Below are 26459 nucleotides of genomic sequence, written 5' to 3'. Positions count from 1 at the left end.
TCTAGAGGAAGTTACCAATCCGCCGAGCGGGGGCGCAGCCCCTTGCCGACACGGGGAGGTGTCGTGGCCGGAACGGGAGGGTATTTCCCGGCGGGAAGTGTCCCATAAGGAACGATCTTCCTTGCCGTGTGCCAGGGGGCTCGTTACTGTTCCCGGAAAGGGAACGGGGGTGTCCTTTGAGCCATTTCGGAATTCAACCAAATGGGCGAGTGCCTATTGACGGATTTGACGCGGAGGTGGGCGCGGGGAGAGCGGTTCGAACGGAGCCGGACATGGGGTCGGACAACCTGGAGGAGACTCTGGGCCAGGCGTTACGCCTGCTGGAGTCCGCAGTGCACCACCACCGCCGCTCCGCGCTGGCCTCGGCGTCCGCCGAACTGCCGGTGGCCGGGGAGGCCGTGGCCGGGTGGGTGGCGCGGCTGGTGCTGCGCGCCGAGCGGGATGTGATCTGGAGCCTGCCCGAGGTGACGGGCGAGGACCACGCCCGGCTGGTCGGACAGACGCTCGCCCAACTGGCGGGCAAGGGGGTCAGGACCCGGATGCTCTGCCCGCCGGGCGTCATCCGGGGCGCGGCGTGGCAGCGCTCGGTGGGGACCGTGGCGCGGCTGGAGGTCCGCGTCTGCGAGGGGGTGCGGCAGGAGCTGGTGGTCGTGGACGGCGCGGCGGTCATCGCGCCCGACGCCTCGCCGGGCGAGCCCGGCGGCTCCCGCGCTTCGATGATCCAGAACTCGACCGTGGCCGATATGCTGCAGCAACTGCTGTGCGGCATGTGGGACACGGCCCAGCGCCCGATGCGGCCCCTGTCGTTCGAGGGCGGCGCGCGCGGCCGGGTGCTGCGTGAGGTGCTGAAGCTGATGGCGGAGGGCTACAAGGACGACGCCGCGGCCCGCAAACTCGGCCTTTCGGTGCGTACCTACCGTCGCTATGTGGCTGACATCATGCGGGACCTGCAGGTCGAATCGCGGTTCCAGGCCGGAGTGCGCGCCGTGCGTGCCGGGCTGATGGAGTCCGACCCCGACTAGGGGCGGGCCGCATACCCGGACAGCAGCCGGGTTGTTGGCGGTTTGAACGTTATTGGCACCGTTCTGTCCGCTGGCGACCTGGCAGCTTCCTGCAGATTCCAAGTTCTGACCGCGCGGTAACCGGCTGCCGTCTGCAGCTTTATGACACCCGGACCAGTCGAACGCTGGTGTTCACCCGGCATGTGACAGCTAGTGGACTCTGGGGTTGTCCCCTCCCGGACCGGCGCCTAGCGTCAGCGGAAGCTTCGTCGCTTTGCCCATGCCCGAAAATGGAGGTGCGCGGTAATGACCGCCATCGTCGAAGAGCGTCGTGAAACCATCAAGGAAATCGTCACCGATATTCTTGAAATCGACTCCGACGAGGTCACTGAGACCAGTCTCTTCAAAGAAGAGCATGACGCGGATTCACTGCGTGCCATTGAAATACTCGCGGCTTTGGAGAAGACCTTCAATATCGTCATAGAGCAGTCCGAACTCAGCCGGATGGTGAACCTTCAAGGCGTCTACGAGGTTGTCTCCGACGCGGCGGGCTGGTGACCGCCGGATCTTGGCGGTCTCTCGGAAGGCAGGGCGAAATGCGTGGTGAGCCGGGTCGCAGGGTCGTCGTCACCGGCCTCGGTGCGGTGTCCGGGATCGGCATCGGCGCGGCGGAATTCCTCGCCGGACTGCGCGCCGGGAAGAGCGCGGCGGGTCCCATCACCGCGTTCGACACGGAGGGCTTCGACCGCTCTACGGCGTGTGAGGTCAAGGATTTCGAGCCGGACCGGTGGATTCGAAATCTCGATGTCCGGACCCTGGGCCGGGCGAGCCGGTTCTCGGTCGCGGCGGCCCGTATGGCGGTGGCCGACGCCGGATTCGCCGAGTCGGAGAGCGCGTTGCGCGACATCCCCTGTCTGATTTCGGTCGGCACGACCGACGGCGAGTCCAGGGACCTGGACCATTTGGTCGAGGAGGAAGTGGACCTGGGGCCCGAGCGGATGGATCCCACGGTCGCCCGGCGGGTGCCCGCCGGACGTCTTTCGAGCGCGATCGCCCAGGAGTTCGGGCTCACCCGCGCCGAGGCGGTCACCCTCCCCACCGCGTGCGCCGCCGGGAACTACGCGATCGGCTACGGCTTCGACGCCATCCGCGGCGGGGACGTGGACCTCGCGCTGTGCGGCGGGGCCGACGCCCTGTGCCGTAAGACCTTCACCGGCTTCTACCGCCTCGGCACCATCGCCCCCGAGCGCTGCCAGCCCTTCGACAAGGACCGCAAGGGCATCCTCACCGGCGAGGGCGCGGGCATCCTGGTGCTGGAGAGCCTGGAGTCGGCGCTGGCCCGGGGCGCCCGTATCTACGCCGAGGTCCTCGGCTACGGACTCAACTGCGACGCGGACCACCCCGTGGCCCCCAACCAGGACAGCGTGGCCCGCTGTATGCGGCTCGCCCTGGACAACGCCCACGTCAAGCCGGAAGAGGTCGACTTCATCTCCGCGCACGGCACCGGCACCAAGGCCAACGACATCACCGAGGCCCGCGCCATCCGCCAGGTGTTCGGGGACGCCGCCCCGCCGCGAACGGTCTCCATCAAGTCGATGATCGGCCATTCCATGGGCGCCGCCGGGGCGCTGGCCTCGATCGCCTGCGCCCTCGCGCTCACCGAGGGCTTCATCCCGCCGACCATCAACCACCAAGAGACCGACCCGGAATGCGGTCTGGACTGTGTGCCCAACCAGGCCGTGGACGCCGATCTGAAGGTGGTCCAGAACAACGGCCTGGCCTTCGGCGGCAACAACGCCGTCGTCATCTTCGGCAAGAGTCGAGCGGACTGGTCATGAGTCAGCTGGTGACCGGCGCCGGGGCCGTGGCGAGCGTGGGCGAGGGCGTCGACGAGGTCTTCCAGGCTCTGTGCTCCGGCATCAGCGGACTCGGCGAACTGCGCGGCTTCGACCCGGAGCGGTACCGGACCCGCCACGCCTACGAGATCGACGACCGCCCCGCGCCCGGCGCCGACCTCCCCGGCCGCGCCACCGACTGGCTGCTGCGCGCGGTCGGCGAGGCCGCGGCCCAGGCCGGACTCGGCGAGGACCTGAGCGAGGTGCCCGTCCTCGTCGGCACCGGGCTGCGGGAACTGCGCTCCGCCGAACTCGCCTGGCGCGACGGCGCGCCCTTCGACATCGGCCGGCTGCACTTCGGCACCGCACTGCGGACACGTTTCAGCGCGGTCCGCACCCACACCTTCTCCGGGGCCTGCTCGGCCTCCCTCTACGCGCTCGCACTCGCCGCCGACCTGCTGACCACGGGGGCCGAGGAGACCGTGGTGGTGGCCGGTGTGGACACCCTCACCGAGTCGATGTACGGGCTGCTGGACCGGGTCAACGGCGAACCCCCCGACCGCGTCCGGCCGTTCGACCGGGATCGTCGCGGGGTGCTGATGGGCGACGGCGCGGCGGCCGTGGTGCTGCGCCGGGAGGAGCCCGGCGCGGGGACCGGCGCGCTCGGCCGGGTGCGCGCCGTCAGCATGAACTGCGACGCGCGCCATGTGACCGCCCCCGACCCCCGCGGTATCGCGCGGGCGGTGCACGAGGCGCAGTGGCGGGCGGGCGTCAAACCCGGCGACATCGATCTGGTGCTGCTGCACGGCACCGGCACCCAGCTGAACGACGCCGCCGAGGCCGCCGCCATCGCCGAGGTCTTCGGCCATGAGGTGCGCGGGCCCCTGATGACCGCCATCAAGTCCATGACCGGCCACACCTCGGGCGGCTCCGGTCTGCTCAGCCTGATCGTCGCGCTGGAGTCCCTGGCGTCGGGCCGGGTGCCGCCCACCCTGGGTCTGGTCGAACCGCTGCCCGAGGCCGAGGCGTTCCGGTTCGTCCGGGAGGAGGCGCGGGACGGCGGGGATCTGCGGGTCGCGCAGATCGACGCGTTCGGCTTCGGCGGTGTCAACGCGGTCGCCATCGTGGAGAGGGCCGGCCGATGACGCAGGGCCCCGGCGAAGTCGTCGTCACCGGCGTCGGCCTGGCCCTCCCGGGTGCCGACACCCCCGACGCGCTGCTGCGCCGCACCGCCTGCCCCGTCACCGGGCCCGCCGCCGAACCGTTCGACACCGCCGCCCGGATCGGCCGCCGCGGCCACCGCTACAAGGACCGGGCCACCCGGCTGGCGCTGTGCGCCGCGCTCGACGCGCTGCGGAACGCCCGCCTGATCCCCTCCGACGGCGAGGAGGTGACGGTGCCGGGCGACACCGTCGGCGTGGTCGCCAGCTCCAACCTGGGCAACCTCGACACCGCCTGCCTCACCGCCGCCGCCATCGCCGAGCGGTCGGCTGTGGACCTCAGCCCCATGAGCCTGCCGAACGCCTCCAGCAATGTGATCGCCTCCTGGGTCGCCATCCGCCACGGTCTGCGCGGCCCCAACCTGATGCTCTGCAACGGGGCGACCTCCGGCCTGGACGCCGTCCACTGGGGCGCCACACTGGTCGCGGCGGGCCGGGTCCGGCGCGCGGTGGTGATCGGCGTGGAGACGCACAACGCCGTCGTCGAGGATCTGCTCGGCCGGCCCGCCGATGAACTGCTGGACGGCGCGGCAGCCCTCGTGGTCGAGGGCGCCCGGTGGGCCGAGGCCCGGGGGGCGCGAGCCACCGCCGCCCTCGGCCCGTATGAACGGCGGGCCGGGCTCGGCGGCTGTGTGGAGGCCCTGCTGCCGGGCGGCGCCGCGCCCGGCGTCTGGTTCACCCCCGAGCGTTACGCCGAGGGGCCCGCCGGGGCCGACGGGCCAGCCGCCGTACCTCCGCGGTCAGTGCCGCGCTACGACGTCACCAGCGCGGTGGGCCGGGCCTCCGGGGCCCTCGGGGTGCTGCAGTGCGCGGCGGCCATCGGCTGGCTGGCCCGCGCCGAGGCCGGGACGGACGCCGAGACCGGCGCCGGGCCGCAAGCCGCCGGGCGGGATGCCGGGCCGGACGCGGGAGCCGGGAGTGGCACCGCCTTCGGCGCCGGTCCCGGGGCCGCGCCCGGTCCAGTGCCCGTGCCCGCGTCCCGCCAGGCGCTGATCACCAGCGGTGACGACACCGCGGACGCCGTGGCCGGACTGCTGCTGCGCCCCACGCCCGACCGGTGCCACCCGCACCCCCCACGTGCCCCCCTTTCTGCCATGGAGTGTTCCCGATGACCGCCGCCGCCCCGCCGATGTCGACCAAAGCCCTGCTGACGGACGCCACCACCGTCCGGCTGCGCCCGCGCTACGAGGGCTCGAACATCTGCACCTGGATCGGCTTCAAACACGTCAACTACCTTGTCGAGGAAGCCGTGCTGGTGCACTTCGCGGACTCCGGGGCGCCCGCCCGCCGGCTGTACGAGGAGCACGGTCTCGGGCTGGACATCGTCGCCCTGGAGACCCGCATCCTGCACGCCTTCCACATGGACGACGTGGCCGAGGCCGAGGTGACGCCGGACACCGCCGACGACGACCGCACCCTCGGCTTCCGGGTGACCCTGCGCGTGGAGCGCGACGGCTCGGTCCTCAAGGCCGTCGCCGCCAAGGTGCGGGTCTCGCTGCGCGCCGACGCCTATCTGCCGGAGCCCGCCGAACCCCCCGCCGAATTCGCGCCCTTCGTGGTGGACCGGCTGGGGGCCGAGGGGCCCACCGGCGAGCTCGCGCGGATCCGGGTGTCGTTGCCGGACGGCGACGAGGACGCCGTCCTGGCCTCGCTGACCGAGGGCCGCAACGCCTACGCCTGGAAGTGGAACATCCCCTATCCGTACTGCCACTTCACCGAGCGGCTGCAGATGTCCGGCTATCTGCGGCTGCTGGAGGAGGCCAAGGACCGCTTCGTCCTGGACCGCGGCATCTCCATCAAGACCCTGCTGGACGACCGCAGGTGGATACCGGTCGTCCCCCAGTCCTCGGTACGCGTCATCGACGAGGCGGTGATGGAGGAGGACCTCTACACCGTCTACACGGTCGAGGAGATCTTCAAGGACCTCACCTACACCGCCCGGATGGACTGCTTCGTCGTCCGTGACGGCGCGCTCACCCTCACCGCCACCGGCCGGATCACCCACGGCTACGCGGTGATCGAGAACCGCAGTGACTGGCGGCTGGTCCCCTTCGACCGGCGGGTGCTGGACGCGCTGGCCGGAGAGCAGAGCGGCACCTGATGGACGACGTACTGGTCACCGGCCTCGGCGCGCTGTCCCCGCTGGGCGCGGGTGTCGACGCCTTCTGGCGGGGGATGCACGCGGCGGACACCGCGCCGGTGCGGGTCCCCGATCCGCTCGCGCATATGGACCATCCGCTGATGTACCTGGTGCCGGAGGCCGACCTTCCGGACGGTCCTGAGGAGCAGGACGGGCTGCCGCTGGGGCGCGGTTCCCAGTTCGCGCTCGCGGCGGCGCGCGAGGCGGTCGCGGACGCGGGGCTGGCCGCGCTGCCGGGGCCGGAAGGGCCGTCGGGGCCGGATGCCACGGGCACCGGGCCCGATCCGCGCCGGGTGGCCGTCGCCCTCAGCACCGGTATGGGCGACACGGATCTGCACGAGGGCTGGTGGACCGGCGAGGCCCCCGCGTCCGGCCGCTGGGCGCCCGCCTTTCCGCTGGCCTCGGTGGTCGGCGGGTGGTTCGGTGCGCAGGGCGTCAACACCTGCGTCAGCAACGCGTGTGCCGCCAGCGGCTACGCGCTCTCGATGGCCGCCGATCTGATCCGCTCCGGCGAGGCCGACGTGGTCATCGCGGGCGGCGCCGAGGCGTACTCCCGGGTCGCCCTCGCCTGCTTCAACCGGCTGGGCGCCATCGACCCCGAGCGCTGCCGTCCGTTCGCCGCCGAGCGGCGCGGCACCGTCTTCGGCGAGGGCGCCGCCGTGCTCGTCCTGGAGTCCGCCTCGCACGCCCGCGCGCGCGGCGCGCGCACCGTCTACGGCCGTCTGGCGGGCGCCGGTTGGAGCTGCGACGCCTACCACGCGACCGCCCCCGAGCCCTCCGGCGAGCAGATCGAGCGCGCGATGCGCGTGGCGCTGCGGGAGGCGGGGGCCGGGGCAGGAGCCGGGTCCGGGTCCGGGTCCGAGTCGGGCTCCGGCGGGCTGGGGTTCGTGATCCCGCACGGCACCGGCACCGCGCTCAACGACGTGGTGGAGAGCCGGGTGCTGGACGAGCTGACCCCCCGGACCCCGCTCTACAGCGTCAAGGCGCTCATCGGGCACACCGGCGGCGCGGCGGGCGCGTTCGCCGCGCTGGCCGCCAGTCTGGTGCTGCACCACAAGACGCTGCCGCCGAATGTGCCGGTCGGTACGCCGGACCCGGAGTGCTCGGTGCCGCTGGCGTACGACTCCGCGCCCATGACCGGGGCTTACGGGCTGGTCAACGCCTACGCCTTCGGGGGCAACAACATCTCGCTCGTCTTCGGGGAGGCCGCCGCGTGAGCGACGCACGTGCGGCCGCCGGGCCGCGGATGGCGACGAAAGCCGCGCCTCCGCGCCGCGTGGGCGGAGAAGCGAACGAGGAGGCGGCGCGCAGCGAACCGGCCGTCGGCCTGGTGGTGACGGGCATCGGCACCGTGGGCGCGGACGGCTTCGACTTCCGTACGGCGCTCGGCCGGCACGGCTACAAGTACCTGCCCGCCGCTTCCCAGTACTTCCTCGCCGCGGCCAAGTGCGCGCTGGCACAGGCGGGCCCGGACGCCCTGGAGACGGTCGGGCCCGAGGAGCGGGGCGCCGCGGTGGGCACCAACAGCGCGGCCGTCGCCCTGCACCACACGATGGACCGTACGGTGACCGCCACCGGGGCCGGGGATCTGTCCCCGGTCACCGCGCCCTACTTCTCCATCAACCTCTTCGGCAGTCGGCTGGCCACCGAACACGATCTCAAGGGCTTCAACCTCACCTTCACCAGCCCCCGGGTCGCGGGCCTCGAGGCGCTCCAGAACGGCCGCCGTGCCCTCGCCACCGGCCGGGCCCGGTGGCTGCTGGCCGGGGCCACCGAGGAGGCGCTGCCCGAGGGCGAACCGGGGGCGGAGACCTCGGAGGCCGGAGCCGTCGCGCTGGTGCTGGAGCCCGGGACGGCCGCCCGGCGCCGGGGGGCGGCGGCGCTGGGCCGGGTGGGCGTCCGCTCGTTCTTCCTGCCGCCGCGGGTGGCCGCCTCCGCCGAGGGGGCCGAGCGGGCCGCGGCGCTGCTGCGGGACGCGCTGGACGCCCTCGGCCACCGGCCGGACCAACCGCTGGCCGTCACCGCCGTCCTGGACGGCTCCCCGGTCGGCGAGGCCGTGGCGGCGGCGCTGGAGGAGAAGGTGCTGGACGAGCAGGCGCCGGGCGGGCGGACACCGGCCGGGAAGCCCGAGCGGGTCCCGGCGGGAGCGGGCGCCCTGGAGCCGGTGGCGCGCGTGGCCGCCGCCCTCGGCGCACCGGCCGGGCATGTCCACGCCGTCGTCACCGCGGCGGCCGAGGGGAACGCCGCGGTCTGTCTGGTCACCCCGGGCGGGGCCGCCGGTGCGGAAGCGAGCAGCCGATGAGCGGACGACGGAGGGCGAGCGGCCGATGATCACCCGACTCGAAGGTTCCTGGTGCCTGGTCCTGGGCGCCTCCAGCGGTATGGGCCTGGCCATCGCCCATGAACTGGCCCGCGAGGGCGTCCACATCCTGGGCGTCCACTTCGACACCACCGACGGCCAGAAGAAGGCCGCCGTCGCCCGGGAGGAGATGCGCGGCCAAGGCGTCGAGGCCCACTTCTTCAACGCCAACGCCGCCTCCGCCCGCACCCGCGAGGAACTGCTGCCCCGGTTCGAGGAGCTGACCGGCGGTACGGGCATCCGGATCGTGGTGCACTCCCTGGCCTTCGGCACCCTGCTGCCGTACGTCGGCGCGGAGGGCGAGGACAGCCTGACCGCCCGCCAGATGAACATGACGCTCGACGTGATGGCGCACTCCCTCGTCTACTGGACCCAGGACCTGTTCACCGCGGGGCTGCTGCGCGAGGGCGCCAAGGTGTACGCGATGACCAGCGCCGGGGGCACCCGGGTGATGCCGCACTACGGCGCCGTCTCCGCGGCCAAGGCCGCCCTGGAGTCCCACGTACGCCAGCTCGCCCTGGAGCTCGCCCCCTCCGGCATCGCCGTCAACGCGTTGCGCGCCGGGGTGACCCCGACCCCGTCCATGGAGCGCATCCCCGGCAGCGACCGGCTCGCCGTCCACGCGCGGGACCTCAATCCGCACCGGCGGCTGACCCGTCCCGAGGACGTCGCCGAAGCCGTCTCGCTGCTCTCGCGCACCGACTCCTCCTGGATCACCGGCAATGTGATCGGCGTGGACGGCGGTGAGCTGTTGACATGACGGCCCATCTGCTGATCGAGACGGGCGGGCCGCAGACCGGACCCGCCTGCGAGCGGTTCCTCGGCGACGCCGCGCGGCTGGCCAGGGACGGCCACCAGGTGGTGCTGTTCCTCGTCGAGAACGGCGTGACCGCCGCCGTCCCCGGCACCGCACCGGGCATCGAGACGTTCCTCGGCGACGGCGGCGAGCTGTGGGTGGACTCCTTCTCCGCCGCTCAGCGCGCCCTGCCCGCCGCCGATCTGACGCCCCGGGCGCGGCTGGTGGAGATGGACGACGTGGCCGCCAAGCTGCTGGAACCGCGGGTCAGGGCGGTGTGGCACTGATGCCCAGGCCCGTCCCCCGTACCGATGTGCTGCTCAATCTCTTCGGCGCGCCCCACCAGACCGACCTGGTCACCTCGGCGCTGCGGCTGGCGTCCGCGCTGCTCGCCCGGGGCGCCCGGGTGCAGATCTGGACTTGCGGCGACGCCACCCGGCTGACCGGCGCGGCCCTCGGCGAGAAAAAACCGCGCGACTACACGGACCTGGGGCGCGAGCATCCGTCCACCGCCCGCGTCGTCCGCGAGCTGATCGAGGATCACCCCGACCGGCTGTACTGGTACGTGTGCCGCTACTGCGCCGAGGAGCGGGGCGCCGCCGACCAGATTCCGCAGGTGCGCACGCGGGCCCCCTTCGTCTTCGCCGAGCATGTGAACGCGGCGGACAAGAGCCTGCTCATGGGGGTGTGCTGAGCCATGGGCGACCAGGCGCGCTGGCTGGTGATCGTGGAGAAGGCGTACCGGGGCTCGATCGAGACCCAGTACGCCGACGTGCTGTACTGCGTGCCCGATCTGCACCGGCAGAGCGGCGGCTGCGATGTGGCGCTGCGCGGCCCCGCCGTCGGCTACGCCCTCGACACGGGCCCGCGGCCCTCGCTGCGCCTGGGCAACCACACCCTGGACACCCTGCCCCATCCACCGGCCTCCGTGGCGAAGCTGCTGGCCGCCGGGGTGACCGTGCTGGTCGAGGAGGACGGCCTGGCCGCGCTCGGCCGTACCGCCGCCGAGCGGCTGCTGCCCGGCGTACGCGTCATCGAGGGCGACGACCTCGCGGCGCGCTGGCCCTCCTACGAACAGGTGTGGTTCCTGTGACCCGCCCCTCCCACGGCCCCCGGGCCTCTACCGAAGGAGTACCCGAACCCATGGTCAACGCCCCCGGCGGGGCAGCCCCGGTCATCTCGGCCTGGACCGCCGTATCGCCCCTGGGACTGCGCGGGGCCGACTTCACCGCGGCCCTGCGGTCCGGCCGTGCGGCCGGCCGTCCGCTGGACCCCGAGGAGTGGTCGGTGCCGTTCCGCGAGGCGAGCCTCGTGCCCGACTTCCACATCCGGCAGATCCTCGGCCGTAAGGGCACCCGCTCCATGGACCGGGCCACCGGACTGGCCGTCACCGCGATCCGCCATCTGCTGACCGGGGAGCGGGAACACGAGGAGGCCGAGCGGCTGCCGGGGGTGGGCGAGGAGACCGGCCTGGCGCTCGGCACCAGCACCGGCTCCGCCCAGAGCATCATGGACTTCACCCGGGACTCGCTGGTGGGTAAGAAGCCCTTCTACGTGGACCCGGCCCGGTTCCCCAACACCGTGATGAACTGCGCCGCCGGTCAGTCCGCCATCTGGCACGGGCTCAGGGGCCCCAACACCACCATCGCGGGCGGCCGCGCCACCGGACTGCTCGCCCTCCGGTACGCGCTGCGGCTGCAGCGCGCCGGACGGGCCCAGGCCGTGCTGTGCGGGGCGGTCGAGGAGTTCTCCTCCGCCCGCGCCTGGCTGGAGTGGCACGCCCGGGCCGACGAGGACAGCGCCGCCGTCCTCGGGGAGGGTGCGGCCGTGTGGCTGCTGGAGCCCGACGCCTCGGCGCGCGAACACGGCCGTAAGGGGCTCGCCGAGGTCCTGGGCCTGGAGTTCGGCTGCGCGGCGGACGCGAAGCAGGCCCGTACGGTGCTCGCCGAGGCGATCGGCCGGCTGCTGGACCGCACCGGCGTGACCCCCGGCGAGCTGAGCGCCGTCGCCGACTCCGGCGCCCCCGGCGCCGAGGGGGAGGCCGAGCGCGCCGCCCTCGCCGATGCCCTCGGGGGAGCGGAGCCGCCGCGGATCACGGCCGCCGACACCGTCGGGGACACCTGCGCCGCGGCGGCGGCCTTCCAGATCGCCGCCGTCCTGGCGCTCGCCGAGCGCGACCCTTCGGGTGCCTCTTCGGGTGCCTCGTCGGCGAGTGAGCCGAAGGGGCGCGTCGCTGTCGAAAGGGAGAGCGCGCGCAGGCCCCTGAGGAACGAAGGGGCCGAGCACGGTCGACCGTCGACAGCGACTGAAGCGCCCCGGAGGCGAACCGAGCCTCTGAAAAGGGGCGATACCGCCCTGGTCACCACCGTGGACCGGGACGGCGTGGTCGGCGCGGCCCTGCTGCGGATCCGGTGACGGGCCGGTCGCCCCCTGAGCTGAAGGAGCTGGTTGAGATGACGGACCGAGAGACGACGGGCGGCGCCCCCGACGGAGAGGCGCCCCGTACGGCGCTGGTCTTCCCCGGGCAGGGCGCCCAGAAGGCGGGCATGGGCCAGGCGTGGCGGGACACCGCCTCCTGGGCGCTGGTGGCCGAGGTATCGGAGTACACCGGTATCGACGTCGAGGAACTCCTGCTGAAGGCCGACGACGAGACGCTGCGCCGCACCGATCTCGCCCAGATCGCCGTCTTCACCACCGAGGTGCTCGCCCACCGCGAGGCGGAGGCGGCCGGGCTGCTGGGCGGGGTGGTGGCCTGCGCCGGGCACAGCCTGGGCGAGTACACCGCGCTGCACGCCGCCGGGGCCCTGCCGCTCGCCGGCACCGCCCGCCTCGTCGCCGCCCGCGGCCGGGCCATGCGCGCGTGCGCCGAGCGGTCGCCCGGCACCATGGCCGCCGTGGTGCGGCTCGGCCCCGAGACCGTGGAGGCGCTGGTCGCCCAGGTCCAGGAGGACGGCGGCCAGGTCTGGATCGCCAATGTCAACGCACCCGGCGCCATCGTGCTCTCGGGCACCGCCGAGGCCGTGGACCGGCTCGCCGAACTGGCCGTCGAGAGCGAGGGCAAGGTGATCCGGCTCGCCGTCGGCGGAGCCTTCCACAGCCCGCTGATGGCCTCGGCCGCCGACGACGTGCGCGAGGCCCTGGCCGCCGTGCGGTTCGCCCCCGAGCACCTCCCGGTCGTCGCCAACGTGGACGCCCGCCCGTACGCGAGCGGCGAGCGCTGGCGGGAGCTCGAACTGAACCAGCTCACCAGCCCGGTGCGCTGGGAGGAGAGCGTCCGCACGCTCGCCGATGAACTGGGCTGCACCCGGTTCGTGGAGCTTGGCCCCGGGCGCCAACTGACCGGCATGATCCGCCGGATCGCGAAGGGCGCGCTCACCGTCCCGGTCGAGTCGGCCGCTGCCCTCGCCAAGCTCACCACCCCCGAAACCCCCGAAACCCCTGAAGCCCCCGAAAACTCCGGAACACCCGGAACCCCCGAACCCCGCTGAGCCTCACACTTTGAGAGCGGAAGGAGACCCCCGCATGGCCGACGCCATCGCCGCCCTGGACATGGACGAACTGCGCACCTTCGTCGCGGATGTGCTCGATGTGGACGAGGAGGACGTCACCGACGACGCCGACTTCGTCAAGACGCTGGGCGTGGACTCCCTGATGGCCCTCGAGGTCATGGTCGTCCTGGAGAAGAAGTACTCGGTGAAGCTGGAGGAGCGGGAGATGAAGGACATCACCACGCTCCGCAAGGTGCACGACCTGCTCGCCTCGAAGCTGGAGAAGTGAGATGACGGCGGCCGCGTGCGGACCGGTCGACGGCACCGTGGAGGTCGTGGACCCCGGCGTCCCCGGTGAGCGGCCCGCCCGGTGCGTGGCCGTGGTCGGCGCGTCGGAGAAGGTGTTCGCCGGGCACTTCCCGGGGTTCGCCATCTTCCCCGGCGTATGTGTCGTGGAGTACGTCCAGCGCGGTGCCCTCGCCACGCTGCCGGAGCGCGAACCGGGCGGGCGCTGGGTCCTGGCGGCCGTCGAGTCCTCCCGCTTCCTCAGCCCGGTCTACCCCGGAGACGAGCTGACCAGCGAATACGTCTGGTCGCGCAAGGACGGGGCGGTGCGCTGCCGGGCTTCGGCGGCCACCGGGCGCGGACCCGCCGCGCAGATAAGGCTGCGCTTCGAGAACCGGGACGCCCAGGGCGCGGAGGCCGGGGCAGGGGAGTGGAGAGGCCAGGGCCGAGGAGCGGACGCCGGATGATCAGTGTCGATGAGATCAAGCGGGTGCTGCCGCACCGCTACCCCATGCTGCTGGTCGACCGGGTCACCGAGCTGGTGCCGGGCGAGCGGGCCCGCGGGCTGAAGGCGGTCACCTGCAATGAGCCCTGGTACGAGGGGATGCCGGACACCGCGTCCGAGGAGGACTACCACTATCCGTGGACGGTGCTCATCGAGTCCTGGTGCCATGTGGCCGGGGTGCTGGTGGCCTGGGACCGGCCCAACCCCGACGTACGCAAGGGCAAGGCGATGCTGCTCGGCGGGATCACCGACGCCGAGTTCCACCGCCCGGTGGTGCCGGGCGATGTGGTGGAGCATCATGTGCGGTTGGCCCGCCAGGTCGGCGAGACCTTCGTCTTCGAGGGCGAGAGCCTGGTCGGGAAGGAGACCGTCCTCACCGTCGGGCGGCTGACGATGACCATGCGCCCGGCCTCCGACCTGGACGCCCCGCCCGTGCCCGCCCCGCCCCTGACCGCCTCACCTGTGACCGGCCCGCCCGCGACCGACCCGCCGGTGGCCGCGCCGCCGGTGGCCGCGCCGCCCGTGCCCGACCCCCCTGTGCCCGACCCCCTCTGACCGACACCACCTCCGGGAGAAGGACCTCACCGTATGTCCGACCGAATATCCGACGACACGGGCCGCGCATCCGGTGACAAGGAGCCGACGCCGCGCGTCGCGCTGGTCTCCGGCGGTTCCCGCGGCATAGGCCGGTCCACCGTGCTGCGGCTGGCCCGGGACGGCTTCGACGTGGCGTTCTGCCATCACTCCAGCCCCGACGCCGCTCATGAGCTGGAGGAGGAGGCGGCGCGGCACGGCGGCGGACGGGTGATCGGCCGGCAGGCGGACGTCCGCGACGCGGGCGCGGTGCGCGAACTGGTCGCCTTCGCCGAGGAGTCGCTCGGCCCGGTCGACGTCGCGGTCACCTCCGCCGGGATCACCCGGGACAATCCGCTGCTGCTGATGAAGGACGAGGAGTGGCGGGACGTCCTGGAGGTCAACCTGGACGGCACTTATCACCTGTGCCGTTCCGTGGTGTTCGGAATGATGAAACGCAAGTCCGGATGCGTCATCAACATTTCGTCGGTCGCCGGTGTCCACGGCAATGCGACCCAGAGCAATTACGCGGCCTCCAAAGCGGGGATCATCGGCTTCACCAAGTCGCTCGCCAAGGAGGTCGGACGGTACGGCATACGGGCCAATGTGGTGGCGCCCGGCTTCGTCGAGACCGATATGACGGCGGAGCTTTCCGACCGGGTGCGCAAGGAGGCGGAGCAGAGCATCCCGCTGCGTCGCTTCGGCCGTCCGGAGGAGGTCGCCGACATGGTCGCGTACCTGGTCGGCGCGGAGTATGTGACCGGTGCGGTGTTCCAGGTCGACGGCGGCATCGTCCTCTGACGGGCACCGCCGGCACCTTTGTTCGAGCGGTGTTCGCCGGTTGAGGGCCGCTCAATGAGCGTCAGGCACGAGACGGACGAGCGAGGGGGTACGGACGTGGCAGCCAAGCGCAGCAAAGTACCGCGCTTCTATTTCAATTTCCGCAGCCCGTACAGCTGGATCGCCTACCGTGATCTGATGGACCGCTATCCGGATGTCGCACAGGCGGTGGAATGGCACCCGTGGTGGGAACCGGACGCGGATGGTGAGCGCCGTATGGCCGAACAAAGCCATCACTTTCCGTATACGGCGATGTCCCGGGAGAAGCATCTCTATATCCTCCAGGATGTGCGCCGGCTGACGACCGACCGCGGCCTCGCGGTCAACTGGCCGGTGGATCAAGACCCGGTCTGGGAGGTGCCGCATCTGCCGTACTTCCTGGCGCTGGACGGGGGGCTCGGCCCCGCCTACATCGAGCGCGTCTACCGGGCGCGCTGGCAGGAGGGCCGCGACATCTGCGACCGTACGACCATCGCGGCCATCGCCGGTGAGCTGGGGCTTCCGGCCGGCCGGGCGGCGGCAGCGGCCGATGACGAGGAGCTGCGCGGCGGCCGTGGACTCCAGGCCCTGCTCGCGCTCAGCGACGCCGGGGCGTTCGGCGTGCCGTTCTTCACCCATGGCTATGACAAGTTCTGGGGCGTGGACCGGCTGCCGGCCTTCGTCGACGCGGTCCGCTCCGGCTCCGGGCCGGGCACGGGCTCCGGTGACCGATCCGGCCCCCGCTCCCGGGACACGCCCGCCGCCGTGCCCTCGGACACCGACTTCGCCGCCGCCCGGTCGGCCGATCCGGGCCATGCCGGAGGCTGTGGCTGACTCTTCGCCCGCCCGCTCGTTCACACGTTGTCGCCCGTCCACCGCCCGTCCCGACCGCCGTCCACCGCCCGTCCCGACCGCCGTCCACCGCCCGTCCCGACCGCCGTCCACCGCCCGTCCCGACCGCCGTCCACCGCCCGTCCCGACCGCCGTCCACCGCCCGTCCCGACCGCCCGTCCACTGCCCGCCGCGACCGAGACGAGAACGCCCTGACCGCCGACGGACACTCCCCCTCCTGGAGGACGCAGATGCCCGAGCCACGCCAGACGTCGGCGCGCTCCCCCTCCCTGGGAGCCCGCGCCCTCTCGGCCGCGGCCCTGCCGATCGCCCCGCTGTACGGGGCCACGCTGGCGTATCTGGCCTTCCATCCGCGGCGCCGGGAACAGCGGGAGCACCCACGGGACCACGGGCTGCCCTGTACGGAGCTGAAGGTGCCCTTCGCGCCGCGGAAGCACCTGGACACCTGGCTGTGCCCGGCGTCCCCCGAGAAGGTGGTGGTGCTCGGCCACAGCATGGCCACGGCGAAGGACCACAGCCTCCGCCACGCCAAGTTCCTGCACGACGCCGGATACACCGTCTGCCTGTTCGACCACCGCAACCACGGGGCCAGCAGCGACGACCGGGCGCTGTTCGGGCTCGGCGACCGGTTCGCGAGCGATGTCACCGCCGTGGTGTCCCATCTGCGCGACCAGCGGGGGTACGGCACGGCGCGGATAGCCTTCTACGGCTTCTCGTTCTCGTGCTTCTCGTCCATGTGGGCGCTGACGCACGACGGATTCGAACTTGACGCGCTGGTGTGCGACAGCGGGCCGGGGCACGATGTCCCGCCGCTGCTGCGCAAGTTCCTGGAGGCGGAGGCGCTGCCGCTGCCCGCCCTGCTGAAGGGCGAGCCGGCCCGTTCGGTGGTGGCGCGGACGCTGTGCGCGGTGGGCCCGGCGATGCTCCAGGCCGAGTGGCCCCCGCCCGCGACGGGCAAGTTCGCCAAGATCCCCCTGTTGTTCATGTCGGGCGAGCACGATGCGATCGTGCCCCCGTCCTCGGTGGACGCGCTGGCCGAGCGCTATGCCCAGGCCGAGACGCACGTCCTGCCGGGAGCCGAGCATCTGCTCGGGCTGGAGACCGATCCCGAAGGCTACGCGAGCGTGGTGCTGGATTTCCTTGAGCGGGCCCTGGGGTAGCAACCTTGACCGTCCCTCTCGGGACGGAACTTTTCGGAAGAGGGAAGAGAGAGCATGCAAAAGGTGCTCATCGCCAACCGTGGCGAGATCGCTGTCCGTGTTGCCCGTGCCTGCCGGGATGCTGGGATCGCGAGCGTAGCCGTCTACGCCGATCCGGACCGGGACGCATGTCATGTGCGCGCGGCCGATGAAGCCTATGCGCTGGGCGGTGACACCCCGGCGGCCAGCTATCTCGACCAGGCCAAAGTCCTGGCCGCGGCCGCCGAATCCGGCGCCGACGCCATCCACCCCGGCTACGGATTCCTCTCCGAGAACGCCGAATTCGCCCAGGCCGTCCTGGACGCGGGCCTGACCTGGATCGGCCCCCCACCGCACGCCATCCGCGACCTGGGCGACAAGGTCGCCGCCCGCCACATCGCCCAGCGCGCCGGCGCCCCCCTGGTCGCCGGCACCCCCGACCCGGTCTCCGGCGCGAACGAGGTCGTGGCCTTCGCCGAACAGCACGGCCTGCCCATCGCCATCAAAGCCGCCTTCGGCGGCGGCGGCCGCGGCCTGAAGGTCGCCCGCACCATGGAAGAAGTCCCCGAGCTCTACGACTCCGCCGTCCGCGAGGCCGTCGCGGCCTTCGGGCGCGGAGAGTGCTTCGTCGAGCGCTACCTCGACAAGCCCCGCCATGTGGAGACCCAGTGCCTGGCCGACACCCACGGCAACGTCGTGGTCGTCTCCACCCGTGACTGCTCCCTCCAGCGCCGCCACCAGAAGCTGGTCGAAGAGGCCCCGGCCCCCTTCCTGACCCAGGAACAGAACGACCAGCTCTACGCCGCCTCCAAAGCCATCCTCAAGGAAGCCGGCTACGTGGGCGCCGGCACCGTCGAGTTCCTGGTCGGCAACGACGGCACCATCTCCTTCCTCGAGGTCAACACCCGTCTCCAGGTCGAGCACCCGGTCACCGAAGAGGTCACCGGCATCGACCTGGTCCGCGAGATGTTCCGCATCGCCGACGGCGAGGCCATCGGCTACGACGACCCGCAGATGCGGGGCCACTCCTTCGAGTTCCGCATCAACGGCGAGGACCCGGGCCGCAACTTCCTGCCCGCCCCCGGCACGGTGACCTCCTTCGTCCCGCCCGCCGGGCCCGGTGTCCGGCTGGACGCGGGCGTGGAGTCCGGCAGCGTCATCGGCCCGGCGTGGGACTCGCTGCTGGCCAAGCTGATCGTCACCGGCGCCACCCGCACCCAGGCCCTGCAGCGGGCGGCCCGCGCGCTGGCCGAGTTCCAGGTCGAGGGCATGGCCACCGCGATCCCGTTCCACCAGGCGGTAGTGGTGGACCCGGCGTTCACCAGCGAGCCGTTCACGATCCACACCCGCTGGATCGAGACCGAGTTCAACAACACCATCACCCCCTTCGCTCCGACGGGGATGGACGAGGCCGACGAGCCCACCGCCCGTGAGACGGTCGTGGTCGAGGTCGGCGGCAAGCGGCTGGAGATCTCGCTTCCGGCGGTCCTCGGCCTGGCGGTGTCGCCCGGGGAGGCCGCGGGGACCAAGAAGCCGAAGCGCAAGGCGGTCAAGAAGTCCGGCTCCGCCGCCTCCGGCGACGCCCTGGCCTCCCCCATGCAGGGCACCATCGTCAAGGTCGCCGTCAACGAGGGCGACACCGTGGCCGAGGGCGACCTCATCGTCGTCCTGGAAGCCATGAAGATGGAACAGCCCCTCAACGCCCACCGCGGCGGCATCGTCAAGAGCCTGAACGCGGACGTCGGCGCCTCGGTCAGCGCGGGCGCCGTGATCTGCGAACTCAAGGACTGACCCGCCGCCATGGCAGCCTTACGGCGGGCTCCGAGCGGGGCCCGCCGTCACGTTCAGTCCTTGAGACCGGTCCTCAAGGTCAGTCTTTGAGGCCAGCCCTTGCGCTCAGCCCTTGCGTTCAGTCCTTGAGCGTCCGCTCCAGGAAGCCCAGAACGGTCTCCGCGTAGGTCTCCGGCTGGGTCTTGATCCCCTGCAGATGCTCGGTGTCCGGCAGGGTGTGCACCTCGGCCAGCGGATAGCGCTCGGCCAGCGCCCGCACCCCGGACGCGGGGATCATGGTGTCGAGCTCACCGGTCAGAAAGAGCATCGGGGTGCGCTCGTACGCGCCCCTGAGCGGCGGCGGCCACTGCACCCGCAGCATCGCCACGGCGGCCGACGAGGCGACCGTCTCCACGACCGCGCGGGAGGGGCCGGTGCCCAGCGGGCCGGGGATGGGAACGCCGCCGGCCGCGACGAAGTTGCGGAACAGCGGGGCCAGCTCCAGCGCCGGACCGCTGTCGAAGATCACCGCGTCGACCGGGCAGTCCTCCCTCTTGAGCATGTAGAAGGAGGGGAAGGTCGAGATGGAGAAGCCGTAGATCGCGATGCGAGCCGTGGCGTACTCGTCCATCGAGCGCATATGCCGCACCACGGCGACCACATCGTCGGTGTGACGGTCGCTCATGCCCCAGCCCGCCCGGTCCGCGACGCTCTTACCGTGGTTGCGGTGGTCGAACATCGCGACCGTGTAGCCGGCCTCGCTGAGCAGCCGCGCCTGCGCCAGGCTCGCGGACTTGCTCAGCCCCAGGCCGTGTCCGAGGACCACGACCCGCTCGGTGTCGCCGGGGATGAGCCAGACATGCAGTCCGCGCCCCCGCTGACCGTTCAGCGGAACGTTGACATCCGTGCTGGTCAGCCCCAAGTCGGCGGGCTTCTTGTGATGTGGCCTGCGGGGCGGGTGGTAGATCATGTACGAGAGGAAGGCGCCGTACAACGGCGCCACCGGGAGGGTCACCGCCGAGGCCGCCTTGGCCAGGAATCCCGTCGCCATGGTCGTCAAACCCCTATCACCGCTCGTGCCCGGACGTGCGCGATCGTAGTGCGGATGGGCGGGTGACCGCGTCGGCCGGGAGGTGAACGTGGCCGAAGTCACCGGGTGTCCGTGATTCGCAACGCCGCCGCGAGGCAAGGGCGTTGGGGGTGCGGGAACGGGTCGTGGCGGCGCGTTCGGACGGCGGGGCGCCCACGGCGCGCCGCGCGCGCCGCTGTACCGTCAGTACGTCCACAGCGAGCGCATCATCGGCCGATAGCACGGGGGAAGCGGAACAGTGTCCTTCACCAGCCCGGTTCAGCCCGCACGAGAGCCCCGGCGATGGGCCCCGGTCGGCGCCCTGCCCGGCCCCGGAGACCGTCCCGGCCCCGGTGAGGTGGCCGTATGGCTGCTGCGGATCCCGCCGTCCGCCGCCGCTGCCGCCGCCGTCGCGGAGGGCATGCTGGACGAGCGGGAGCGCGAGCGCGCGGCGAGGCTGCGGACCGACCTGCTGCGCGAGCGCTATGTGACCTCGCATGTGGGGCTGCGGACGCTGCTCGGCGGCTATCTCGGCATCGCCCCGGGCGAGGTCGAGTTCGTCCGGGAGACCTGCGGAATGCCGGACTGCGACAAGCCGCACGGCCGCCCGGCCCTCACGGACGAGGACTCGCTGCACTTCTCCCTCTCCCACTCCGGGGACGCCGCCCTGTGCGCCGTCGCCGGGGCGCCCGTGGGCGCCGATGTCGAGGAGCGGGACCCCGAGCGCACCGGGACCCGGCTGACCGGGCTGATCGGGCAGTTGCACCCGGAGGAGCGGGCGGCGATCGACGCGCTTCCGGAGGAGCTGCGGGCGGAGGCGTTCCTGGGCTGCTGGGTCCGTAAGGAGGCGTACCTCAAGGGCATCGGCACCGGGCTGCCGGGCGGGATCAGCGCCCACCATGTCGGTCTCGCCGAGGGGCTGGCCCCCTCCGACGCGCCCTCCGGCCCCAGCGGCTGGGCCTTCGCCGACATCGACGCACCGCCCGGCTACCACGCCGCGGTGGCCGTACGGGACGAGGCCGCGCCCGGCGGCCCGGCGCGGCCGGTGGTCACCGTGGCCGGTCTGCCTCTGGGCTGATCGGTCCCGGTACAGTCGGCGCCATGCCGCATCTCGAGGTGGAACTCTCGGCAGGCACCGTCGAGTACGAGGACACGGGAGGCGAGGGGCCCGTCGCGGTTCTGCTGCACGGCGTCGCCATGAACGGCTCCCTGTGGCGCGATGTGGTCGCCGCGCTGAGACCCGGCATCCGCTGTGTCGTCCCCACCCTCCCCCTGGGCGGACACCGCCGCGCGATGCGGCCCGACGCGGATCTGTCGGTGCTCGGGGTGGCCCGGCTGGTCGCCGAGTTCCTGGAACGGCTCGACCTTACGGACGTCACGCTGGCCATGAGCGACTGGGGCGGTGCGCAGGCGCTGATCGCCGACGGCCGCACCCAGCGCATCGGCCGACTGGTGATCACCTCCTGCGAGGCGTTCGAGAACTTCCCGCCGGGGCTGCCCGGCCGGAATCTGCGGATGGCCGCGAAGCTGCCGGGCGGGCTCAACGCCGCCTTCAAGCTGCTGAAGGTGGAGCCCCTGCGGCGGCTTCCGATCACCTGGGGGTGGATGACCAAGCGCCCGGTGGACCGAAAGGTGATGGACGCCTGGTTCCAGCCGCTGTGGACCTCCCCGGAGATCCGCCGTGACCTGCGGAAATACCTTCTCGGGGTGCCACCGGTGGACGAGCTGCTCCGCTGGGCCGACGCGCTGCGCACCTTCGACCGCCCCGCCCTGGTGGCCTGGGCGTCCGAGGACCGCGTCATGCCCCCCGAGCACGGCCTGCGCCTGGCCGGTCTGCTTCCCCGCGGCAGCCTGGTGGAGATCCCCGACAGCTACACCCTGATCCCCGAGGACCAGCCGGGGCCGCTGGCCGACCTGATCCGCTCGTTCGTCCTCGGCGGCGCCGCCACGGCCTAGGGACTGTCGGACCCCCGGCGTACCGTCGTCAGTATGTGCAGATCCATCAAGACACTCCGCCCGCCGTACGCCGAAGCGGTCACCGAGGACGATATGCGCGCCGCGGCGCTGCAGTACGTCCGCAAGATCTCCGGCTTCCGCCAGCCGGCCGCGCATAACGCGGAGGCATTCGACAAGGCCGTCGAGGCGATCGCCGCCGCCACGGGCGAGCTGCTGGACTCGCTCGAGGTGCGAGGCGGGGCAGTACGCTGAATGGCCCGGGGTTCTTGAACACCCGGGCCATTCGCTTGATCAGTTGTGCGCCGCCAGGGACTCGAACCCCGGACCCGCTGATTAAGAGTCAGCTGCTCTAACCAACTGAGCTAGCGGCGCCTGCTGACGACGTAAATACTACCTGGTCCGGGAGGGTGGTTTTGACCAACGCTCTCCAGGGCATAGCGGAGCCCTCCGAGCGGGCGGGGCTCCCTCCGGGGGCGGCCGGGGCCGGGATCCGCGCTCAGATGGAGAGGGAGAGCAGCATCGGGGCCGCCTCACGGTTGAGGGCGTCCGCGGCCTGGCGCAGCCGGTGGGCGTGGGCCAGGGGGAGGGAGAGGGCCAGACAGCCCACCGAGCGGCCGGCGCTGACCGGAACCGCCGCGCAGACCGTGCCGATCGCGTATTCCTGCAGGTCAAGGACGGGGACAGTGGCGGGCTGGCTGTCCAGCTTGCGGAACAGCACCCTTTCGTTGGTGGTGGTCCGGGAGGTGAGCCGCACCGTCTTGTGACGGGAGAGATGATCGCGGCGGCTGTCGTGGTCGAGCTGGGTGAGCAGGCATTTGCCGAGCGCCATCGCATGGGCGGCGGAGCGGAAGTCCACCCACTCGTTGACCTTGGGCGTCCGCGGTCCGTCCGCATACTGCGTGATCTTGATTTCGCCGTCCACATAGCGGCTGAGATAGACCGCCGCGCCCACCGAGTCGCGCAGTGCGATGAGGGAGCGCTGGAGCTTGTCCTGGACGGCATGGCCGTGGCCGGGGCCGGCGGACCCCAGCAGGGTCAGGGAGACACCGCCGACATAGGCGCCGTCGGCGATCTGCTCCACATAACCTTCGCGGCGCAGCATCAGCAGCAGATCGGCGAGCTGGTGGGCCGGCAGCCGGGTCTCCCGGGCGATCATGATGTCGCTGACGCCGGACGAGTGTTTGGCGACCACCTCCAGGATCCGGAGGGCGTGCTGCACCGAGTGGAACGGTGCGGTCGGCTCGGGCCTGAGCGCCACGATTTCCCCCCTCGCAGGTTGGCGTGGCTTTGTATCACGATAACCGCCAAGGGCCTTATCCGGATCGGCTGTTGAGGATATTGCCGAGGTGCCGCACCCCGGCCAGCAGGGGCGTATATCTACGGCATATGACATAGGCATGCCCCCGCGGATGGGTCGCGGGGGCAGTGCCGACAGGGGCCGGGTGATCTACCTGGCAGGGGACGGATGATCTAGAGAACCGCGCTCAGGAACTCCCTCGTCCGCTCGTGCTCCGGCTCGGTGAAGATCTTCTCCGGCGGCCCGGACTCGATGACCCGGCCCGCGTCGAACATCAGCACATCGTCGGAGATGTCCCGGGCGAAGTTCATCTCATGCGTGACGCACAGCATGGTGATGTCCGTCGTATGAGCGATGTCGCGCAGCACATCCAGCACCCCGGCCACCAGCTCCGGGTCCAGCGCCGAGGTCACCTCGTCCAGCAGCATCACCTGCGGCCGCATCGCCAGCGCCCGGGCGATCGCCACCCGCTGCTGCTGCCCGCCGGACAGCTGCGTCGGGTACGCGTCGCACTTGTCGCCGAGCCCGACCAGGTCGAGCAGCTCCCGGGCGCGGGTCTCGGCCTCGTCCTTGCTCAGGCCGAGCACATGCACCGGGGCCTCGGTGATGTTCCGCAGCACCCGCATATTGGGGAAGAGGTTGAACTGCTGGAAGACCATTCCGATTTTCTTGCGCACCTCGCGGGTGTGCTTCTCGCCCGCCGGGACCAGCGAGCCGCCTCTGTCCTCATGGGTGAGGTAGTCGCCGTCGACCTTGATCGTGCCCTCGTCCGGTTTGATCAGCGTCATCAACAGCCGCAGGATCGTGGTCTTGCCCGACCCCGAGGGGCCGATCAGGGTGACGTGCTTGCCGGAGGACACCGAGAAGTCGAGGTTGTCCAGGACCGTATTGCTGCCGAAGCGCTTGGTCACCTGGTCGAAGCGGATCAGTTCACTGCCGTCCACGGCAGGATTCGTGTGGTCGGTTTCAGTGGCCAAGACGACGCTCCAGGGCTCGCATCAGAAGGGAAGCCGGATAGGCGATGACGATGAAGGCGATGCCGACCATCGTGTAGGGCTCGATGTACTGGAAGGACGACGCGCCTTCCGCGCGCGCCTTCTGCAGCATGTCGACGACGCCGATCAGCGCGAGCATCGGGGAGTCCTTCAGCATCGCGATGACGTAGTTGCCCAGGGCGGGCACCACCCGGCGGATGGCCTGCGGCAGGATCACCGCGGTCCAGGTACGGCTGCGGGAGAGGCTGAGCGCGGTCGCCGCCTCCCACTGCCCCTTGGGCACACCGTCGATACCGGCCCGGTAGACCTCGGCGGTGTACGTCGAGTAGTGCAGACCGAGCGCGATCACCCCGGTGGTGAGCGCCGAGAACTTGATGTCCCAGGTCGGCAGCACGTAGTAGAAGAAGAAGAGCTGCACCAGCAGCGGGGTGTTGCGAATGAACTCCACGACCGCCGCCACCGGCCAGCGGACGAAGCGGGTCGGCGAGCGGAAGGCCATCGCCCACACCAGGCCGAGCGCGAACGCCAGGACCGAGCCCAGCGCGGTCGCCTCCAGGGTGATCAGCAGTCCGCGGCCCAGCTCCGGGAGGAAGTCCTTGGCCACATCCCAGTTCCAGGTCACTGGGCACCTCCCGTGATGATGTTGGACGACTGCTCGGACTCCTGGCGCGCGGACAGCTTCCGGGTGATCAGCGGGCCCTTGTCGGACTTCACCGGAGCCTGGCCGATGCCCGCCTTGGCGCGCCGTTCCAGCAGCCGCATCAGCCGGGTGAGGACGAAGGCCAACGCGAAGTAGAGGACCAGGATGATCGCGTAGATCTCCAGGCTGTCGCCGGTCGCCAGCCGCGAGAGCTGCGCGGCGAAGGTGATGTCGGCGACGCTCACCGCGGAGACCAGGGCGGTCGCCTTCAACAGCTCGATCAGCAGATTGTTGAAGGGCGGGATCATCTCCGGGATCGCCTGCGGCAGGATCACCCGGCGCATCCGCTGTGCGGGGGTGAAGCTGAGCGCGATGGCCGCCTCACGCTGCGCCGGGGCCACCGAGGCGATCGCGCCGCGCACGATCTCCGAGCCGTACGCCCCGTAGGTGAGGCCCAGCGCCAGCACCGCCGCCCACATCGACACCAGCTGATACCCGAAGGCCAGCGGCATCACGAAGAACAGCCAGAACATCAGCACCAGGGCCGAGGTGCCACGGAAGATCTCCACATAGAAGCCGGTCAGAAAGCGGACGATCCACAGCCGGGAGGTGCGGGCGATCCCGATGCCGAACGCCACGGCGGTCGCGAAGACCGCGCTGAACAGGGTCAGCTGGATGGTGATCCAGATGCCAGGAAGAAGCCAGTTTTCCCACAGTCCGGCCGTCATGAGCACAGCTCCTTGGCGGTCAGATCGGTCATCTCTTCCTTGGTGAAGCCAAAGGGCCGCACGATGCGCAACAGCTCGCCGCTCTTCTTCATCTTGTGCAGCTCGACATTGAAGGCGTCCCGGAGCTTGGTCTCCTCCGGCCGGAAGGCGAAGCCGCCGGCGCCGATGTCCGGTTTGCCGTCGACGTACGCCTGGAACGGCTCGGTGGCCTCGGCCCGTTGGCTGTTCCGCTGCTTCACCACGTTGTGGACGGTCACGGTCGTGCCCGCGAAGACATCGGCCCGGCCCTGTTCCACGGCCAGCAGCCCGGCGAGCTGGTCGGGGAGGATCAGCATGTCGCTCTGCTTGATCCCGACGGCCTCCGCATAGCCGATCTCGGCATATGCGGTGCCGGTGGCCATTTTGGCCTTCTGCTTGACGATGTCCTCGTAGTTGTGGAGGTTCTTGGGGTTCCCCTTGCGCACGATGAACGCGTCACGCATGCGGTAGTCGGGGTCGGAGAAGATCACCTGGGCGCAGCGGTCGGGGTTGATGTACATCCCCGCCGAGACCACGTCGAACTGCTGCGAGCGAAGGCCCGGGATCAGCGAGCCGAACTCGGTCGGCACCGGCTGGACCTTGGCCACTCCCAGCCGCTTGAAGATGACCTTCGCGATCTCCGGCGCCTCGCCGGTGAACTCGCCGTTCTTGTCGATATAGCCGAATGGGATCTCCCCCGCTATTCCCAGTCGGACCGTGCCTTGCGACCGCAGTCGCTCCAGCAGATTGCCCCCGTCCTTGGCGCCGGAGCCGGACACCCGGCTGCAGCCGGCCGCGCCCAGCAGACCCAGGGCCGCGCCGCCGGCGAGAAGAGAGCGGCGGCTTGGGCCCATTTTCGCTATTTCTCTGCTATCGGTGTCTTTCTCACGTGGTGGAGCCATGGGCGCGCGGCTACCCGACTCCGGCAAATATAT

General features: G+C 71.4%; 30 protein-coding genes and 1 tRNA gene. 24 read left to right on the top strand and 7 right to left on the bottom strand.

Annotation, left to right across the window (positions count from 1 at the left end):
- Positions 1–272: 272 nt before the first annotated feature.
- The 21 genes from CGL27_RS19445 (at position 273) to CGL27_RS19345 (ending at position 18842) form a co-directional block, all read left to right on the top strand.
- Positions 273–1022: a helix-turn-helix transcriptional regulator gene (locus tag CGL27_RS19445; protein ID WP_078641654.1), complete on the top strand. Its 750-nt coding sequence runs from the start codon at positions 273–275 to the stop codon at positions 1020–1022.
- Between the two features lie 285 nt (positions 1023–1307).
- Positions 1308–1559, top strand: coding sequence for an acyl carrier protein (locus CGL27_RS19440; RefSeq protein ID WP_119988892.1), 252 nt, complete (start codon positions 1308–1310; stop codon positions 1557–1559).
- A 38-nt stretch (positions 1560–1597) separates the two neighbouring features.
- Positions 1598–2839 (top strand): beta-ketoacyl-[acyl-carrier-protein] synthase family protein, encoded by a 1242-nt coding sequence (locus CGL27_RS19435; protein ID WP_014060988.1) that lies wholly within the window; start codon positions 1598–1600, stop codon positions 2837–2839.
- Complete coding sequence (locus CGL27_RS19430; protein WP_119988890.1) at positions 2836–3981, top strand: beta-ketoacyl synthase N-terminal-like domain-containing protein; 1146 nt, start codon at positions 2836–2838, stop codon at positions 3979–3981. The genes CGL27_RS19435 and CGL27_RS19430 overlap by 4 nt, the downstream gene beginning before the upstream one ends.
- Complete coding sequence (locus tag CGL27_RS19425) at positions 3978–5168, top strand: beta-ketoacyl synthase N-terminal-like domain-containing protein (RefSeq protein ID WP_119988887.1); 1191 nt, start codon at positions 3978–3980, stop codon at positions 5166–5168. The genes CGL27_RS19430 and CGL27_RS19425 overlap by 4 nt, the downstream gene beginning before the upstream one ends.
- Positions 5165–6157, top strand: coding sequence for a hypothetical protein (locus tag CGL27_RS19420; RefSeq protein WP_119988885.1), 993 nt, complete (start codon positions 5165–5167; stop codon positions 6155–6157). Before CGL27_RS19425 ends, CGL27_RS19420 begins: the two co-directional genes overlap by 4 nt.
- Positions 6157–7413 carry a beta-ketoacyl synthase N-terminal-like domain-containing protein gene (locus CGL27_RS19415; RefSeq protein ID WP_119988882.1) on the top strand — a complete coding sequence of 419 codons (1257 nt, stop codon included), beginning with the start codon at positions 6157–6159 and terminating at the stop codon, positions 7411–7413. The genes CGL27_RS19420 and CGL27_RS19415 overlap by 1 nt, the downstream gene beginning before the upstream one ends.
- Complete coding sequence (locus CGL27_RS19410; RefSeq protein WP_119988879.1) at positions 7410–8498, top strand: beta-ketoacyl synthase N-terminal-like domain-containing protein; 1089 nt, start codon at positions 7410–7412, stop codon at positions 8496–8498. Before CGL27_RS19415 ends, CGL27_RS19410 begins: the two co-directional genes overlap by 4 nt.
- Positions 8476–9315, top strand: coding sequence for an SDR family oxidoreductase (locus tag CGL27_RS19405; protein WP_240450563.1), 840 nt, complete (start codon positions 8476–8478; stop codon positions 9313–9315). Before CGL27_RS19410 ends, CGL27_RS19405 begins: the two co-directional genes overlap by 23 nt.
- Complete coding sequence (locus CGL27_RS19400) at positions 9312–9638, top strand: DsrE family protein (protein ID WP_014060981.1); 327 nt, start codon at positions 9312–9314, stop codon at positions 9636–9638. The genes CGL27_RS19405 and CGL27_RS19400 overlap by 4 nt, the downstream gene beginning before the upstream one ends.
- Positions 9638–10045 (top strand): DsrE family protein, encoded by a 408-nt coding sequence (locus CGL27_RS19395; RefSeq protein ID WP_119988874.1) that lies wholly within the window; start codon positions 9638–9640, stop codon positions 10043–10045. Before CGL27_RS19400 ends, CGL27_RS19395 begins: the two co-directional genes overlap by 1 nt.
- A gap of 3 nt (positions 10046–10048) precedes the next feature.
- Positions 10049–10444 carry a hypothetical protein gene (locus tag CGL27_RS19390; protein ID WP_078641645.1) on the top strand — a complete coding sequence of 132 codons (396 nt, stop codon included), beginning with the start codon at positions 10049–10051 and terminating at the stop codon, positions 10442–10444.
- A gap of 50 nt (positions 10445–10494) precedes the next feature.
- On the top strand, positions 10495–11766 hold the full coding sequence (locus CGL27_RS19385; RefSeq protein ID WP_119988871.1) for a beta-ketoacyl synthase N-terminal-like domain-containing protein: 1272 nt from the start codon (positions 10495–10497) through the stop codon (positions 11764–11766).
- Between the two features lie 38 nt (positions 11767–11804).
- A complete protein-coding gene (locus CGL27_RS19380; protein ID WP_119988868.1) occupies positions 11805–12839 on the top strand; it encodes an ACP S-malonyltransferase in 1035 nt (344 codons plus the stop codon).
- 34 nt (positions 12840–12873) lie between these two features.
- Positions 12874–13128, top strand: coding sequence for an acyl carrier protein (locus tag CGL27_RS19375; protein WP_078641642.1), 255 nt, complete (start codon positions 12874–12876; stop codon positions 13126–13128).
- A gap of 1 nt (position 13129) precedes the next feature.
- Complete coding sequence (locus CGL27_RS19370) at positions 13130–13591, top strand: 3-hydroxyacyl-ACP dehydratase (RefSeq protein WP_014060975.1); 462 nt, start codon at positions 13130–13132, stop codon at positions 13589–13591.
- Positions 13588–14184, top strand: a complete 597-nt coding sequence (locus CGL27_RS19365) for a beta-hydroxyacyl-ACP dehydratase (protein WP_119988866.1) — start codon at positions 13588–13590, stop codon at positions 14182–14184. Before CGL27_RS19370 ends, CGL27_RS19365 begins: the two co-directional genes overlap by 4 nt.
- A 33-nt stretch (positions 14185–14217) precedes the next feature.
- Positions 14218–15003 carry a 3-oxoacyl-ACP reductase FabG gene (gene fabG, locus CGL27_RS19360; protein WP_119988863.1) on the top strand — a complete coding sequence of 262 codons (786 nt, stop codon included), beginning with the start codon at positions 14218–14220 and terminating at the stop codon, positions 15001–15003.
- A gap of 96 nt (positions 15004–15099) precedes the next feature.
- Positions 15100–15855, top strand: a complete 756-nt coding sequence (locus CGL27_RS19355; RefSeq protein ID WP_240450562.1) for a DsbA family protein — start codon at positions 15100–15102, stop codon at positions 15853–15855.
- 248 nt (positions 15856–16103) lie between these two features.
- A complete protein-coding gene (locus CGL27_RS19350) occupies positions 16104–17033 on the top strand; it encodes an alpha/beta fold hydrolase (protein WP_119988857.1) in 930 nt (309 codons plus the stop codon).
- Between the two features lie 54 nt (positions 17034–17087).
- Positions 17088–18842, top strand: coding sequence for a biotin carboxylase N-terminal domain-containing protein (locus CGL27_RS19345; protein ID WP_119988855.1), 1755 nt, complete (start codon positions 17088–17090; stop codon positions 18840–18842).
- A 118-nt stretch (positions 18843–18960) separates the two neighbouring features.
- Here CGL27_RS19345 and CGL27_RS19340 read toward each other — a convergent pair whose 3' ends face one another.
- Positions 18961–19872 (bottom strand): alpha/beta fold hydrolase, encoded by a 912-nt coding sequence (locus tag CGL27_RS19340; RefSeq protein ID WP_119988852.1) that lies wholly within the window; start codon positions 19870–19872, stop codon positions 18961–18963.
- 277 nt (positions 19873–20149) lie between these two features.
- On the opposite strand from CGL27_RS19340, the gene CGL27_RS19335 reads away from it, so the two are divergent.
- Genes CGL27_RS19335 through CGL27_RS19325 form a run of 3 tightly spaced genes read left to right on the top strand, consistent with a single transcriptional unit; the run spans position 20150 to position 22098 of the window.
- Positions 20150–20968: a 4'-phosphopantetheinyl transferase superfamily protein gene (locus CGL27_RS19335; protein ID WP_119988850.1), complete on the top strand. Its 819-nt coding sequence runs from the start codon at positions 20150–20152 to the stop codon at positions 20966–20968.
- A gap of 23 nt (positions 20969–20991) precedes the next feature.
- Positions 20992–21846, top strand: coding sequence for an alpha/beta hydrolase (locus tag CGL27_RS19330; RefSeq protein ID WP_119988847.1), 855 nt, complete (start codon positions 20992–20994; stop codon positions 21844–21846).
- Positions 21847–21879: 33 nt separating this feature from the next.
- Positions 21880–22098, top strand: a complete 219-nt coding sequence (locus tag CGL27_RS19325) for a DUF2277 domain-containing protein (protein ID WP_119988845.1) — start codon at positions 21880–21882, stop codon at positions 22096–22098.
- Positions 22099–22144: 46 nt separating this feature from the next.
- On the opposite strand, the gene CGL27_RS19320 is transcribed toward CGL27_RS19325, so the two are convergent.
- From CGL27_RS19320 to ehuB, 6 genes are all read right to left on the bottom strand, one after another.
- Positions 22145–22218 (bottom strand) — tRNA-Lys (locus CGL27_RS19320).
- A 124-nt stretch (positions 22219–22342) separates the two neighbouring features.
- Complete coding sequence (locus CGL27_RS19315) at positions 22343–23104, bottom strand: IclR family transcriptional regulator C-terminal domain-containing protein (protein WP_119988842.1); 762 nt, start codon at positions 23102–23104, stop codon at positions 22343–22345.
- Between the two features lie 212 nt (positions 23105–23316).
- On the bottom strand, positions 23317–24087 hold the full coding sequence (ehuA, locus tag CGL27_RS19310) for an ectoine/hydroxyectoine ABC transporter ATP-binding protein EhuA (RefSeq protein WP_059142026.1): 771 nt from the start codon (positions 24085–24087) through the stop codon (positions 23317–23319).
- A gap of 22 nt (positions 24088–24109) precedes the next feature.
- Positions 24110–24760, bottom strand: coding sequence for an ectoine/hydroxyectoine ABC transporter permease subunit EhuD (gene ehuD, locus CGL27_RS19305; protein ID WP_078641631.1), 651 nt, complete (start codon positions 24758–24760; stop codon positions 24110–24112).
- Positions 24757–25506, bottom strand: a complete 750-nt coding sequence (ehuC, locus tag CGL27_RS19300; protein WP_078641630.1) for an ectoine/hydroxyectoine ABC transporter permease subunit EhuC — start codon at positions 25504–25506, stop codon at positions 24757–24759. Before ehuC ends, ehuD begins: the two co-directional genes overlap by 4 nt.
- Positions 25503–26378 (bottom strand): ectoine/hydroxyectoine ABC transporter substrate-binding protein EhuB, encoded by an 876-nt coding sequence (ehuB, locus tag CGL27_RS19295; RefSeq protein WP_240450561.1) that lies wholly within the window; start codon positions 26376–26378, stop codon positions 25503–25505. Before ehuB ends, ehuC begins: the two co-directional genes overlap by 4 nt.
- Positions 26379–26459: the final 81 nt, after the last annotated feature.

The sequence above is a fragment of the Streptomyces sp. 11-1-2 genome (assembly GCF_003595545.1).
Taxonomy (GTDB): domain Bacteria; phylum Actinomycetota; class Actinomycetes; order Streptomycetales; family Streptomycetaceae; genus Streptomyces; species Streptomyces hygroscopicus_B.
Note: the sequence above shows the minus strand (reverse complement) of the source record. Positions and strands in the feature narration are given on the sequence as shown.

Bases quoted from the DNA above. Each gene is read 5' to 3' on its own strand.
- CGL27_RS19370 (WP_014060975.1), top strand. From the start codon at position 13,130: ATGACGGCGGCCGCGTGCGGACCGGTCGACGGCACCGTGGAGGTCGTG.
- fabG (WP_119988863.1), top strand. From the start codon at position 14,218: ATGTCCGACCGAATATCCGACGACACGGGCCGCGCATCCGGTGACAAG.
- CGL27_RS19395 (WP_119988874.1), top strand. From the start codon at position 9,638: ATGCCCAGGCCCGTCCCCCGTACCGATGTGCTGCTCAATCTCTTCGGC.
- CGL27_RS19380 (WP_119988868.1), top strand. From the start codon at position 11,805: ATGACGGACCGAGAGACGACGGGCGGCGCCCCCGACGGAGAGGCGCCC.
- CGL27_RS19340 (WP_119988852.1), bottom strand. From the start codon at position 19,872: ATGGCGACGGGATTCCTGGCCAAGGCGGCCTCGGCGGTGACCCTCCCG.
- CGL27_RS19350 (WP_119988857.1), top strand. From the start codon at position 16,104: ATGCCCGAGCCACGCCAGACGTCGGCGCGCTCCCCCTCCCTGGGAGCC.
- CGL27_RS19385 (WP_119988871.1), top strand. From the start codon at position 10,495: ATGGTCAACGCCCCCGGCGGGGCAGCCCCGGTCATCTCGGCCTGGACC.
- ehuB (WP_240450561.1), bottom strand. From the start codon at position 26,378: ATGGGCCCAAGCCGCCGCTCTCTTCTCGCCGGCGGCGCGGCCCTGGGT.
- CGL27_RS19435 (WP_014060988.1), top strand. From the start codon at position 1,598: ATGCGTGGTGAGCCGGGTCGCAGGGTCGTCGTCACCGGCCTCGGTGCG.
- CGL27_RS19400 (WP_014060981.1), top strand. From the start codon at position 9,312: ATGACGGCCCATCTGCTGATCGAGACGGGCGGGCCGCAGACCGGACCC.
- CGL27_RS19375 (WP_078641642.1), top strand. From the start codon at position 12,874: ATGGCCGACGCCATCGCCGCCCTGGACATGGACGAACTGCGCACCTTC.
- CGL27_RS19345 (WP_119988855.1), top strand. From the start codon at position 17,088: ATGCAAAAGGTGCTCATCGCCAACCGTGGCGAGATCGCTGTCCGTGTT.
- CGL27_RS19325 (WP_119988845.1), top strand. From the start codon at position 21,880: ATGTGCAGATCCATCAAGACACTCCGCCCGCCGTACGCCGAAGCGGTC.
- CGL27_RS19365 (WP_119988866.1), top strand. From the start codon at position 13,588: ATGATCAGTGTCGATGAGATCAAGCGGGTGCTGCCGCACCGCTACCCC.
- CGL27_RS19440 (WP_119988892.1), top strand. From the start codon at position 1,308: ATGACCGCCATCGTCGAAGAGCGTCGTGAAACCATCAAGGAAATCGTC.
- CGL27_RS19420 (WP_119988885.1), top strand. From the start codon at position 5,165: ATGACCGCCGCCGCCCCGCCGATGTCGACCAAAGCCCTGCTGACGGAC.
- ehuC (WP_078641630.1), bottom strand. From the start codon at position 25,506: ATGACGGCCGGACTGTGGGAAAACTGGCTTCTTCCTGGCATCTGGATC.
- CGL27_RS19330 (WP_119988847.1), top strand. From the start codon at position 20,992: ATGCCGCATCTCGAGGTGGAACTCTCGGCAGGCACCGTCGAGTACGAG.
- CGL27_RS19445 (WP_078641654.1), top strand. From the start codon at position 273: ATGGGGTCGGACAACCTGGAGGAGACTCTGGGCCAGGCGTTACGCCTG.
- CGL27_RS19415 (WP_119988882.1), top strand. From the start codon at position 6,157: ATGGACGACGTACTGGTCACCGGCCTCGGCGCGCTGTCCCCGCTGGGC.
- CGL27_RS19430 (WP_119988890.1), top strand. From the start codon at position 2,836: ATGAGTCAGCTGGTGACCGGCGCCGGGGCCGTGGCGAGCGTGGGCGAG.
- CGL27_RS19390 (WP_078641645.1), top strand. From the start codon at position 10,049: ATGGGCGACCAGGCGCGCTGGCTGGTGATCGTGGAGAAGGCGTACCGG.
- CGL27_RS19425 (WP_119988887.1), top strand. From the start codon at position 3,978: ATGACGCAGGGCCCCGGCGAAGTCGTCGTCACCGGCGTCGGCCTGGCC.